The organism is Rhodococcus sp. NPDC076796 (assembly GCF_040702765.1).
In the GTDB taxonomy this organism is placed as follows: Bacteria; Actinomycetota; Actinomycetes; order Mycobacteriales; family Mycobacteriaceae; genus Rhodococcoides.
Genome location: NZ_JBFBMS010000002.1, coordinates 733,126 through 745,735 on the forward strand (window position 1 = coordinate 733,126; position 12,610 = coordinate 745,735).

11 protein-coding genes are annotated in these 12,610 nt (G+C 65.1%); 7 read left to right on the forward strand and 4 right to left on the reverse strand.

What is annotated here, in order from left to right; all coding sequences use genetic code 11:
• Positions 1 to 15: 15 nt before the first annotated feature.
• Together AB0366_RS08725 and AB0366_RS08730 are read left to right on the forward strand one after the other, a co-directional pair.
• On the forward strand, positions 16 to 1,545 hold the full coding sequence (locus AB0366_RS08725; protein ID WP_366243496.1) for an NAD(P)/FAD-dependent oxidoreductase: 1,530 nt from the start codon (positions 16 to 18) through the stop codon (positions 1,543 to 1,545).
• Complete coding sequence (locus tag AB0366_RS08730) at positions 1,542 to 2,375, forward strand: SDR family NAD(P)-dependent oxidoreductase (RefSeq protein WP_366243497.1); 834 nt, start codon at positions 1,542 to 1,544, stop codon at positions 2,373 to 2,375. Before AB0366_RS08725 ends, AB0366_RS08730 begins: the two co-directional genes overlap by 4 nt.
• Positions 2,376 to 2,398: 23 nt before the next feature.
• On the opposite strand, the gene AB0366_RS08735 is transcribed toward AB0366_RS08730, so the two are convergent.
• Positions 2,399 to 3,052 (reverse strand): TetR/AcrR family transcriptional regulator, encoded by a 654-nt coding sequence (locus tag AB0366_RS08735; RefSeq protein WP_366243498.1) that lies wholly within the window; start codon positions 3,050 to 3,052, stop codon positions 2,399 to 2,401.
• Between the two features lie 125 nt (positions 3,053 to 3,177).
• On the opposite strand from AB0366_RS08735, the gene AB0366_RS08740 reads away from it, so the two are divergent.
• From AB0366_RS08740 to AB0366_RS08755, 4 genes are read left to right on the forward strand one after another with little or no spacing between them, the layout of a single operon-like run.
• Positions 3,178 to 4,311, forward strand: a complete 1,134-nt coding sequence (locus AB0366_RS08740; RefSeq protein ID WP_366243499.1) for a VOC family protein — start codon at positions 3,178 to 3,180, stop codon at positions 4,309 to 4,311.
• On the forward strand, positions 4,308 to 5,243 hold the full coding sequence (locus tag AB0366_RS08745) for a fumarylacetoacetate hydrolase family protein (protein ID WP_366243500.1): 936 nt from the start codon (positions 4,308 to 4,310) through the stop codon (positions 5,241 to 5,243). Before AB0366_RS08740 ends, AB0366_RS08745 begins: the two co-directional genes overlap by 4 nt.
• On the forward strand, positions 5,240 to 6,841 hold the full coding sequence (locus AB0366_RS08750) for a bifunctional 3-(3-hydroxy-phenyl)propionate/3-hydroxycinnamic acid hydroxylase (RefSeq protein ID WP_366243501.1): 1,602 nt from the start codon (positions 5,240 to 5,242) through the stop codon (positions 6,839 to 6,841). The genes AB0366_RS08745 and AB0366_RS08750 overlap by 4 nt, the downstream gene beginning before the upstream one ends.
• Positions 6,838 to 7,653, forward strand: a complete 816-nt coding sequence (locus tag AB0366_RS08755; protein WP_366243502.1) for an SDR family oxidoreductase — start codon at positions 6,838 to 6,840, stop codon at positions 7,651 to 7,653. Before AB0366_RS08750 ends, AB0366_RS08755 begins: the two co-directional genes overlap by 4 nt.
• Here AB0366_RS08755 and AB0366_RS08760 read toward each other — a convergent pair.
• The 3 genes from AB0366_RS08760 to AB0366_RS08770 are packed head-to-tail and all read right to left on the reverse strand — an operon-like array spanning position 7,650 to position 11,317.
• Positions 7,650 to 8,750 carry a lipase family protein gene (locus AB0366_RS08760; protein WP_366243837.1) on the reverse strand — a complete coding sequence of 367 codons (1,101 nt, stop codon included), beginning with the start codon at positions 8,748 to 8,750 and terminating at the stop codon, positions 7,650 to 7,652. The two genes, AB0366_RS08755 and AB0366_RS08760, sit on opposite strands and share 4 nt — an antisense overlap.
• A gap of 53 nt (positions 8,751 to 8,803) precedes the next feature.
• Positions 8,804 to 9,928 (reverse strand): HoxN/HupN/NixA family nickel/cobalt transporter, encoded by a 1,125-nt coding sequence (locus AB0366_RS08765; protein ID WP_366243503.1) that lies wholly within the window; start codon positions 9,926 to 9,928, stop codon positions 8,804 to 8,806.
• A 27-nt stretch (positions 9,929 to 9,955) separates the two neighbouring features.
• A complete protein-coding gene (locus tag AB0366_RS08770; RefSeq protein WP_366243504.1) occupies positions 9,956 to 11,317 on the reverse strand; it encodes an MFS transporter in 1,362 nt (453 codons plus the stop codon).
• A 185-nt stretch (positions 11,318 to 11,502) separates the two neighbouring features.
• On the opposite strand from AB0366_RS08770, the gene AB0366_RS08775 reads away from it, so the two are divergent.
• Positions 11,503 to 12,555 carry a DUF3068 domain-containing protein gene (locus AB0366_RS08775; protein ID WP_366243505.1) on the forward strand — a complete coding sequence of 351 codons (1,053 nt, stop codon included), beginning with the start codon at positions 11,503 to 11,505 and terminating at the stop codon, positions 12,553 to 12,555.
• Positions 12,556 to 12,610 lie beyond the last annotated feature (55 nt).

The following is a 12,610-nucleotide window of genomic DNA, read 5'->3' on the forward strand; positions in this document are numbered from 1 at the left end:
GGAGCTCGAACTCTCATGACTGCAACACAAGCCGGCACCGCACTGCCCTCCATCGACGTCGCGATCATCGGCGCGGGTTTCGGCGGTCTCGGTGCCGCAATCCGACTCGAGCAGGAAGGACGCGGCGACTTTCTGATCTTCGAGCGCGACACCGCCGTCGGTGGAACGTGGCACGTGAACACCTATCCCGGCGCGCAGTGCGACATCCCGTCCGCCCTGTACTCGTTCTCCTTCGCGCCCAACCCGGACTGGACGCGGCTCTACCCGCTGCAGCCCGAAATCGAGGCGTACCTCAACGACTGCACCGACAAGTTCGGGATCCGGGATCGGATCCGCTTCGGTCACGAGGTACTGGACGCAACCTGGAACGACGCACAGGCCCGGTGGGTGGTGCGGACGAGTGCAGGAACGTGGTCGGCGCGCATCCTGATCGGAGCCCTAGGACCGTTCAGCGAGCCGGCCACGCCCAAGATCGAAGGCCTGGAATCGTTCTCGGGCAGTGTGTTCCACTCGGCGAAGTGGGACCACGAGCACTCCGCCGAGGGTCGACGCATCGCCGTCATCGGCACCGGAGCATCTGCGGTGCAGTTCGTCCCGCGGCTGGCCCCCGAGGCCGCACACCTGACTCTGTTCCAGCGGACACCGACCTGGATCCTTCCGCACCCCGACCGGCCGATCTCCGAATCCGGCAGATCCGTGCTGCGGAAGTACCCCCGGGCCCAACGGACCATGCGCCGAGTGTTCGATCTGTTCCAGGAAGCGTTGGTCCCCGGACTCATCAGCCACCGCTCGTTGTTGGCACCGCTCACGGCGGTGGGCCGCGCTCACCTGCGCCGTCAGGTGAAGGATCCTGTTCTTCGCGAGAAGCTCACGCCCGGTTACGAATTCGGCTGCAAGCGACCCACCTTCTCGAACAAGTTCTATCCCGCACTGTGCCGAGAGAACGTCACCGTCGAGACCACCGGCATCGCTCGAATCGTGCCCGAGGGCATCGTCACCACCGACGGGACCGTGCACGAGGTGGACGCGATCGTCCTCGGGACAGGATTCACCGTGTCCGGTCACACCGGCTTCCGACGCATCATCGGCCGCGACGGAAAATCGTTGGCGGACAAATGGCCCGACGGCGAGATGTCGTCGTACCGAGGTACCACGGTGCACGGCTTCCCGAACTTCTTCATGCTGCTCGGTCCCAACTCGGTGGTGTACACCTCGCAGGTGGTCACCATCGAGGCTCAGGTGAACTACATCCTCGCAGCGTTGCGCGCCATGGACTCCAATGCGATCACGGCGCTCGAGGTGAGCATGCGTGCGCAGTCGACGTTCGCCGAACACACCGACCGCAAGCTAGCGGGATCGGTGTGGAACTCCGGCGGGTGCAGCAGCTACTACCTGAGCCCGTCGGGCCGAAACGTGACGTACTGGCCCGGTTCGGTGCGTAACTTCACCCAGCGTATGGCCACGATCGAACTCGGCCATTACCACTGGCGCAGTGCAGATTTCCGACCCGATACCGAGCTCGTGACGACGAGGGACCTGACATGACGAACCACATCGAGCTGCCGGGAAAAGTGGCGTTGGTGACGGGTGGAGCACGTGGAATCGGAGCTGCGACGGTCGCGGAACTGGTGTCCACCGGAGCCTCCGTGGCCGTGGTTGATCGAGACTTCCCCGCGGACGCCACGAGTTCCGGACGAATCCTGCTGCTCACCGGCGACGTCACCGATCCAGATGCGATGGCCGACTGCGTTGCCGCGACGGTGCGCACGTTCGGCGGTCTCGACATCGTGATCGCCAACGCAGGCATCACGCCCCCGCCCGCCACCATCAGGACCATCGACCGCGCAGTCTTCGACTCGGTGATGGCCGTGAACTTCGGCGGCGTGTTCAACATCGTGCGGGCTGCGGCCGACGAGATCGTCGCGAGCGGCGGCCACATCCTGTTGGTGTCGTCGTGCGCCGCCTTCACTCCCGGCATGGGCGGGTCTGCCTACATGGTGAGCAAAGCGGCCGTCGAACAGCTCGGCCGCGCACTGAGAATCGAACTCGCCGCCGTGGGCGCAACAGCGGGTCTCGCGTATTTCGGTGTGGTGGATACCGATCTGGCTCGCAACACCCTCGACAGCGATCCGATGGGCCAGCGAATCGGCGGGTTTCTACCGTGGCCGCTGAACCGCCGTCTGCCCTCGCAGCGCGCCGCACAGTTGCTGGTGCACTCGGTCCGCACGCGCCGGGCCCGCCTCATCGCGCCGTCCACCTGGACGCCGTACTTCTGGTTCCGCGGAGTTCTCAACCCGATTCTGGAGCGCAGACTCGTCAAGGACCGCGCGATCGCCGAGATCATCCGGGATCTGGAGAAATCGCACGCCCGCTGAGTCTCGTCGGCGTGGGCGGGTTGCTACTCGCTGTCCCCGTCCACGCTGGGTACGTCGCTCATGGGCGGTAGCGATCGCGCGCACAGGTCCCGTGCATCGGCGTCGGATACGCCGAGGGCGAGCAGAACGCCGTAGGCCATCTGGTCGACGGCCTCGACGTCGCTCCGTTCGGGTTGCTCGAGCAGTAGCTGCCCCATGCCCAGCAGTGCACCCGCGACCAACGCCAGCGACAGCTGGATGTCCGAGACGCGGAAGTACCCGGCTACGACTCCGGCCTCGATGTCTCGCGCGGCACGCGGACCGAGCCCGTGCGGTGAAGTGATCAATTCGGGGCCGGAGTGGATGAGTACGCGGCTCAGCTCCGGCTGCAACCGAAACAGGCGGCCGGCGATTCGGAAAGATCGAGTGAACGCCTCGGCAGGATCGGCAGCAACATCGGTCAACGAGTCGAGGTAGATACCCAACAGCTCGAGCGCGCCGTCGACCGCGGCCTGGAACAGCTGTTCTCTGCTCTCGAAGTGGTTGTAGAAGGATCCCATCCCGACATCGGCGGCCTGGGTGATCTCCGCAATCGGCGCGTTCAGTTCGCCGCGGGCGATGAATCCTTGCGCCGCCGCGATCAGCGCGCCGCGAGTGCGTGCTTTGCGCCGCTCGAGCCGATTCGGGGTCTCTGTCATGTTCCCTACTTCTGTCTGCGCTGGTCGACGCCCTGACTCTTCCTCACCGCTGACGATTTTGTCAATATCCTTGACTGACGGCGTACTCATAGGTGACGATATTGTCACCAACGAGGGAGGGCTTCATGGGACACGACGTCGACGGCCACAAGGACATGCACGTGGACCAAGGCGCGCTCCCCGGCGAGCACCCCGGTCGCGCGAAGGATCCGATCATCAAGGTTCGAGACATCGCGTGGCTGGAGTTTCGCAAGCCGGATCTGATCAAGGCCGAGGCATTCGCTGTCGCCTTCGGTTTCACCGTCTCGCTTCGCACTCCGGAGGAGATCCACCTGCGCGGCACGCAGGTCGGCGCGCCATGCGTGATCATCCGCCGCGGCAAGCGAACACGCTTCGTGGGCGCAGCCTTCGCCGCCGCCGACGACGGCGATCTCGTGAGATTGGCCGAGGCCACCGGGCAACGGGTACAGCGCCTACCCGACACACTCGGCGGTATCGCGGTCACTCTCACCGATCCGGGCGGGCAACCCGTCCAGGTGGTGTCCGGGTACACCGACCATCCCGAACTGCCCGGCCAGGAAGCGCACACCTACAACTTCGGTGATCCGCGCTACCGGCTCAACGCGACGCAGCGGCCACCGCGTCAGCCCGCCCGAGTCCAACGTCTGGGACACGTGGTGCTCCAGCGCACCGGCTACCTCGAGAACCTGGACTGGTACCTGCATCACCTCGGCCTGATCGTCAGCGACTTCCTCTACTACGACGGTCAGCGTGATCGCGGTCCGGTGATGAGTTTCATCCGCTGCGATCGTGGCAACACTCCGTCCGATCATCACACTCTCGCAATGACTCTCGGTCCGTCCAATCGGTACGTGCACTCCGCCTACCAGGTGTCGGATCTCGATGCCATCGCCGCGGGCGGCGAGTACCTCACCCAACGCGGGTACCGGCATTCGTGGGGTATCGGCAGGCACATCCAGGGCAGCCAGATCTTCGACTACTGGCGTGATCCCGACGACTTCCTGGTGGAACACTTCAGCGACGGCGACATGTTCGACAGTTCTCTCGAACCCGGTTGGGCCCCGATGACGGCGTCCGGTCTGGCCCAGTGGGGGCCGCCCGCGTCGAAGGACTTCCTCGGAATCGCCCCCAGCAGAGCGTCATTGCACGAACTGAAATCGATCCTCTCCTCACTGCGCAACGACAACGAATTCGACACCGAACGCCTTCGCGGCCTGATGAAAGTGGCATCCTCATGAGCATCGCTGTACTCCGCACCGCCGACGCCTGGTGGGTCGAAACCCCCGCAGGCGCGTCACGCATCGACACCTCCGCGGTCAGCACCGCCGAGCTCCTCGCCGATCGGCCGGCCATCGAATCCGCTCGCGATGCAACCGATGTCGTTGCCGTGGAGACACTGTCGCTGATCTCGCCGGTGACGGCGCCCTGCCGCGTCATGGCGAACATGACCAACTACGTCTCCCACGTCAAGGACTCGGGAATGAACCCCGACACGGTTCCGCTGACGTTCTTCCGCAAGACCTCCGGTTCCATCAGCGGACCCACCGACGACGTGATCAAGCCGCCACACGTGAAGCTGCTCGACTACGAGATCGAGATCGGACTGGTGTTCGGCAAGACGCTCACCGTCGGAACAAAGGTCGACGCCTCCAACGTGGCCGAGTACGTCGCCGGGCTCGTGATCACCAACGACGTCTCTGCTCGCGACGTCCAGTTGCCGAAAACTCAGTTCTACGAGGGCAAGTCGTATCCCACGTTCACTCCGGTCGGGCCGCGGCTGGTACTTCTCGAGGCCGGCGAGTTCGACCGGTTCGGCGAACTCGCTCTGACCCTGCGAGTCAACGGCTCTGTGCGACAGGACAGTACGGTCGCCGATATGATCTACCGCCCGGTCGAGTCGCTCAAGGCTCTGAGCAAGTTCCAGCGCCTCGACGCGGGCGATCTGTTGCTCACCGGCACTCCCGGCGGTACCGCGTTGAAGGCCCCCGCCAAGCCGATCGAAATGATCGGATCGCTGGTTCCGCCGTCGGTCAAGTGGAAGGTCTTCTTCAAGAAGCAGGCCAAGAATCCCGCGTTCCTGAAGGACGGCGACGTCCTCGAACTGACCTGCTCGACTCCCGACGGAGCCCTCGATCTGGGGGTCCAGCGCACCCGGGTCTCCTACCGATGACCGGTACCGAGTCCGACGGCACGCACTTTCCAGTGGTGATCGTCGGCGCCGGTCCCTCGGGCATGACCGCTGCGTTGCTGCTGGGCCAGTACGGCGTGCCCTGCCTCGTGCTGGACAGGTGGGAGGACGTCTACCCTCAGCCGCGGGCAGTCCACCTCGACGACGAGGTGTACCGCATCCTCGGCGATCTGGGCCTGGCCGAGGACTTCGCGGCCATCTCCCGCCCGGGTCGCGGACTGAGGTTGTGCGACAAGCGGATTCACACGCTGGCCGAGTTCGAGCGGGATCCCGACGATCGACCGCACGGCTATCCGCAGGCCAACATGTTCGATCAGCCCGATCTGGAACGTTTGATGCGCACCCATATCTCGCGTTCCGAGTGCGTCGAGATGCGCGGCAACTGCGAGATCACCGACGTGCAGAACCTGAAGGATTCGGTCCGGGTCCGGTACGACTCGACCGTGGACGGAACCCCGCACTGGGTGACCGCCGATTATGTCCTCGGCTGCGACGGGGCCAACAGCGTCGTTCGAGCCTCCATCGGTTCGAAGATGCAGGACCTCGGCTTCGCGCAGCGGTGGTTGGTGGTCGACATCGCCACCGATGCGGACCTCGATCAGTGGGACGGCGTGCACCAGGTGTGCGATTCGGAGCGATCGGCGACGTACATGCGCATCGGCCCCACCCGCTATCGCTGGGAGTTCCGTCTGCACGACGACGAGACCATGGACGCCTTCACCGATCTGGCGTCGATCCGTCCACTGATCGCGCCGTGGCTGGGGTCTGTGGACGAGCCCGAGATGGAGCTGATTCGCCTCGCCGAGTACACCTTTCGTGCACAGGTGGTCGACCGGTGGCGTGATCGCCGGGTCTTCCTGCTCGGCGATTCCGCGCATCTGACGCCGCCCTTCATCGGACAGGGGATGGGTGCGGGGCTCCGAGACGCGCGCAATCTGGTCTGGAAGATCGTGGGCGTGCTCGACGGGCATCTGAAGGAGACCTCGCTCGACAGCTACGAGACGGAACGAAAGACGCACGCCAAGCAGATGATCGAGTTGGCAGTCGCGATCGGGTGGGCCATGACCGGCGGCAGCCGGCTCACCGGCATCATGCGCACGAACATCGCACCCGCTCTGGGCTTTCTGCCGTTCATCGGCGCGAAGGTAACCGCCAGCACCACACCGTCGCTCGCCCGATCGCAGTACGTGTTGCGTTCGCCCGTACCGGTTCGCACCCTGGCCGGAAAGCTCTGCCCCAACAGCCCGTTGGACAACGGAACGCGTCTCGACGACCTCGCGCCCGGCCAGTTCCTGTTCGTGTCGTCGACGCCACTGGCCATCGGGCACCGTCGAGAGATCGAACGTCGCGGAGCCGTCGTCGTCGAGGTGGCGGCGTCGTCGGAGTTGGGGGTATGGCTGCGCAGCGGGCACGCCGTCGCCGCCGTCGTCCGACCGGACCGCACGGTCATGGTGTCGGGCACCTCGGTGCCGTCACTGCACACCAAGGTGCCGACCACTGCTTTTCGTCGGCGGGAGTGCCCGGCACCCGTTGCGACGAAGCCGAGGCCTACCCGCACAGCAACCAAGAGGCGTAGATGAACACTGCAATAGTCACCGGAGCGACGTCCGGAATCGGCGAGGCCGTCGCCGAGGTACTGATCGCTCGCGGCTACGACGTCATCGGAACGAGCCGCGACAGCTCCTCGGTGGCCGACCCGATACCCGGCGTCGACTACCGCGACCTGGACCTGACGGACCCGGCATCGATCCGCGGGTTCGTCGACGGCATCGCCGACACCCCGGTGGATGTGCTGATCAACAACGCGGGTGAAAGCCAGTGCGGACCGATCGAAGAGCTGCCCATCGAGGCGATCACCCGACTCTTCCAGCTCAACGTCTTCGGTGCGATCGAGTTGACCCAGGCCGTGCTGCCGGGCATGCGAGACCGTGGCAGCGGAAAGATCGTCAACATCGGGTCGATGCTCGCGAGCTTTCCGCTGGCCTACCGCTCGTCGTACGCCGCCACCAAGGCTGCCATCAAGGGCTTTGCCACGGCCGCGCGCTACGAGCTCAAGCCTTACGGAATCGACATCACCACAGTCGAACCCGGTGCCATCGCCACCGGCCTGTCGGCCCGTCGCACCAAGTACTGCGGCCCGCATTCGCCGTACCTACGCGACTTCACCACGGTGATCTCGCAGCTCGACGCCAAAGAGGCCGAGGGGATCACGGCCGAGACCGTGGCCCTCACCGTCCTCAAAGCCGTCGAGGACAAGAAGACGCTGCCCATCTACGCGGTCGGCAGCAACGCTCCGGCGGTGTTCTTCGCCCAGCGATTGCTGCCGCGCACGGTGCTGGAATTGTTCACGGCCCGCGCCTACGGACTGCCCAGCAAGCGGCCGGCGAACTAGCGGAACAGGTTCGCGACGAACGGAATCGTATCGGCCTGCGACTGGACGAAGGCCCCACTGTGGTCGGTGTTGTAGGCCCTGAACGTCACCGGCTGACCGTTGGCCGTCAGCCGTGCGACGTAAGCGGCGGTGGTCGGAAACGGAACGTCGATGTCCTGCAGTCCGTTGCCCATGAAGAAGGGCTTGTCGAAACCGGTTTCGGGCATCGCCATGTAGTCGTCGATTACAGCGGTGAAGTTCGGCAGGCTCGTCAGTGGCGCGGTGAAGAAGTCGCCGATCGTCACACCGTCGAGTTGCTCCTCGAAATCCGATACGCACACCGTCTCGGCCAGGTCTGCGTACTTCTTCCCGAGCGGGGTCAGGATGTTGTCCAGCCCGAGCTCGGGATGCGCGTAGCGCAGTGACGCGCCGATGTACGCGACGTAGGCGGTCAGGCCCGACGGTAGTTCCACCGGCGGGACGCCCGGTCCACCGATCGAGATCAACTTCTCGATGTAGGCGGGAGTTCCGGTACCGACCGCCCCTCGGTAGTCGAGATCGGGGCCGCCGAACTCGGTCGCGTAACGAGCGGTGTAGATCGCTGCGCCACCGCCCTGCGATTGACCGACGGCCACCCAGGATCGCGAGAGGTCCTCGCTGTGGTTGCGGCCCGCCTTGACCATGTCGACCACGTTGTGAGCCGTGGTTCGACCGTCGAGATAGGTCGGCAATCCGGGCGTTCCGAGGCCGGCATAGTCACTGGCGACGATGGCGTAGCCCTGCGCGAGCCAGTTCGCCAGGTACGGCAGATCCCGCTCGGCGTAGGTCGGACCGATCAGCGACGGCGCACACGCGTCGCCGAGCCCGGACGTGCCGTGGGCCCACGAGATCACCGGCCAGCCGCCCTCCGGCGCAGTGCCCGGCGGCAGGAAGACGGTGCCGGTGCTCAGAGCCTTCTCACCGAAGGTGTCGGTGGTGACGTAGGTGAGCACCTCGGCCGAGGCCGCGCCGGGAATCCAGAGGTTTCGGTCCAGATCGCGAGTCGAGACGACGTCACCGATCTCCTGAGTGATAGCCGGTGCAGCGGAAGCAGGTACGGCCAACAACGCCGTCACCATGCTCGACGCGACAGCCGCGGCAACCGAGAGGGCACCGATCCGACGACGAGAGGTCACTGGGTCTCCATTCCATTCGAGTGTGCGAAGCCACCGCGTTCGTCGATGCGCGCCACTTTGTAATACACGACCGCTCCGATCCACACGACGAAGAACGTGCCGACGACGAGCTGGCCGGCCAGATTGAGATCGATGACCGCCAACGCGTCCCACAGTCCGCCGGTCAGCTCGAACTGCTCGGCGAGCAGGGTCAACAGCTGCACCGTGCCGATCACCAATGCGACGAAAACGGACAGTCCCGTCATCGTCATGTTGTAGTAGATCTTGCGCACCGGCGTCACGAATGCCCAGCCGTACGCCTTGGACATGAAGATGCCGTCGATGGTGTCCATGGTGGTCATGCCCGCGGCGAACAGAACAGGCAGCGCGATGATCGCCATCGGTGGCAGTCCGCCTGCCATGGCCGTCGTGCCTGCGATCGCAAGCAGACCGACCTGAGTGGCGGTATCGAATCCCAGCCCGAACAGCAGTCCCAGCGGGTACATCTGCCACGAGTGGTTGATCAGCTTGTCGTAGCGTCCCCGGAACAGTCGATTCATCAGCCCACGCTTGGCCAGCAACTCGTCGAGGCCAGCTTCGGTGAACTCACCTCGTTTCGCGCGACGCCAGACTCCGACGATTCCCGCGAGCACCGCGATGTTCAACGCCGCGATGAGATACAGGAACGTTCCGGACACCAGCGTGCCGATGATTCCGCCGACTCCGGCGAACGCGTCCTGGAACGCCGTCGCCTGCGACGCGACGAAGGCGATGGCAGCGACGAAGACGAACACGACCGTCGAATGACCGAGGGAGAAGAAGAGCCCGACGGCCAACGGCCGCTTGCCCTTCTGCAGCAGAAAGCGGGTGGTGTCGTCGATGGCGGCGATGTGATCGGCGTCGAAGGCGTGCCTGAGCCCGAGGGTGTATGCCAACACGCCCGCTCCGGCGTACACGAGGGTGCCGTCGGCCCCGGTGAGTCCGTGAATGCTCGGGATGGAGTCGTAGTGCGTGAACAACCCCCACCCGATCACGTGCAGAGCGGCCACGAAGCCTGCCATCGCCAATAGGCGGGGGATCTCGTCGAGAGTGAATCGACTCTGCCGTCGGCCGACCTCGGCGCGCGATAGCTCAATCGTCATGGGGACATTGTGGCCGACGACAACGAATTACTCTTCCCGCGCAGCCGCGGCCAGGACTCGCTGCGAATCGCGTTCCACGGACCAGTAGGCCAGGAGGGCGAAAACTCCGCCGATGGCCAGCAGCGGAAGGAGCGGAATCAGACCGACGGTGAGTGAATCCGCCGCGTCGGACACCACACCGACCAGAAGCGGCCCGACGGCACCGCCCGCGGTCGCGGCGATCTGCAGCATGCCGAATCCGAGGCCCCGATCGCGTGCCGGAACGACGTCGGCGACGCAGGCGGTGAGCGTGGGGAGAGCGAAGGCCGAGAAGAAGGCGAACACGGTGAGCAGGACGACGAACACCACCGTGGAGTCCATGCCGAGCGCAATCGACATGAACACACTTCCCACCAGAATTCCGCTACCGCCCAGCAGTACTCGCCATTGCGCGAGGCTGGTGCCGACCACGGCGCGACGGGTTGCCATCGCCGCGACGAGCGTGCCGAAGACGATTCCGAGCAGCGTCATTCCTCCGCCAGACGTCGCGGCGGCCGATTCGGACAGGCCGTACCGGCGTTGCAGCAGACTCGGTAGCCAGAAGGTCAGGCCACCGATCGACAAGCTCATGACCGTCAGAGCCGCACCGGTGAACCACAGCGTTCGGATGGGCAACAGTCGCCGGAGCTGGGTGGCAAGCGGTCCGGACGGTGTGCGAGCCTGCAGGCTCAGGTCTGCGCGAGCCGCCAACCTGTCTGCGTATCCGCGTTCGGGTTCTTTCAGACGTGAGACGAGCACTGCGACAAGCAGTCCCGGGATCGTCATGACCATGAAGGCCCCGCGCCAACCCAGCCAGTCCGCCAGCACACCACCCAGTACGATGCCTGCGCCACCCAGGTACGCCGAGGTTCGCCACCAACCGAACGCGGTGGATCGCGTTGCAGGCGGATAGAAGTCGGCAAGAAGACTCGCGCTCGCCGGGTTGTCCACTGCCTCCGCGGCGGCCAGACCGACCCGCACGAGATAGAAGATCAAGAAGGTGGGCGCAAGCGCAGAACCCAGCGTCGCCAAGGACCACAGCACGACGACCCACGTCACGATCCTGCCGCGATCGTGACGGTCGGCGAGGTATGCAGCAGGTATCGCCAGGACCCCCGCGGCGATCGCGGATGCACTGGGCAGCGATCCCGCCACCGCGTCCCCGAAACCCCATTCGGCCTGCAGCTGAGGAAGAACGGCGGCTACGAGGCTGAATTCGATACGGTCCACGAAGGCCACGAGGACCAACACGATCGCCGGTCCCCAGCCGAACGGAAGGACTGCAGAACCGGGCCCGGTGCGCAAGGTCCCGATGGTTCGCCAACGACTGCCACGATCGACCACGGTGCCTCGATCGATACCGGTCGCCATGCGTCGTCCCCCTATTCAGCGCGATCGATCCCAGTGTGCACCGTTCGAGGAAATCTCAACATCGGTTGATGTCTCTGTGATTTCCGTCGAACATGCTGACAGGTCACAACGCGGAAGCGGACATTCGGTGCTCCCGTCACGGCAGGATGAGATGGCCGGAAACGAAAAGAGTTGGGACGGTGTTTATGTCACGGGTGAGAATCGCGATGTGCGTGCTCGCAGGTCTGGGATCCTTCGCGATCGTCGTTGCCCTACTGCTGCCCACCCTCGTCTACGACCGTCTGGCGGTGACTCCCCTCGACATCGCCGCAACCACGGTGGCCACCACGGCAGACGGTGCGGGGGGCGAGGTCCTCGACTCGAGGACGATCACCGGCCCCGGCCCTTTGTCGATCGCGACGGATGTCCCCCTCGTTCTGCAGCGCTACATCACTGTGGAAGACCCCTCCGACGCAGACCGCGTCACCTTCCAGGTCGGAGCCACGGTGCGACGCGCCGACCGCGACGGGGATGCGAGCCTGCTGACCGCCTCGGTGGATCGAGTGACGAGCGACCGGCGCACCGGCCTGCCCGTCGAGCCCGCCGGATCCCTGCAGACCACCGTCGACTCGCCTGCTGTTCCTCTGCCCCGCACAGGGTTACAGCATCGCTTCCCGTTCGATACCCAGCCGATCACGTACACGGTCTACGACGCGACGGCGTGGACGAGCTTCGAGGCGAACTTCGTCGAGGAGCTCACCATGGAGGGGCTGCCGATCTATCACTTCCGATCGATCGTGACCGAAGCAGACCTCTCGGCCACGACCCAGTCGCCGATCAACTCGGTGACCCTCCCGGCATCGAAATGGGGGCTGGGCGACGGGGACGAGCCGATCACGATGAAGCGGTGGTACTCGAACGTTCGCGACATCTACGTCGAGCCAACGAGTGGAAGCCTGGTGTGGGGACAGGAAACGCCGTACCAGTACTTCGCGCGAGACCCGAAAGTCCCCGAGATCACGATCTTCAAGGCGTCGCTCGCGCTGGACGAGACGGGTCGACTGGAGCAGGTGGCCTCGGCACGCGACGCGGCGAACAAGTTGGCCTGGTTGACTTCTCGAGGACCACTCCTGGGATACGCCATCGGTGGAGCCTTGCTCGTCGGTGCCGTTGCCGCCGGAGTGATCGGATCCCGCCGCGCGCGTTCACCCGAGCCCACCCAACGACATGCAGACGAAGCCGAGCGCGCGTCGGTGTAGGTGGCCCTCCGCAGGAGCCGTAGGCCGACATGTCGCCGGAAATGTGACTACCGTT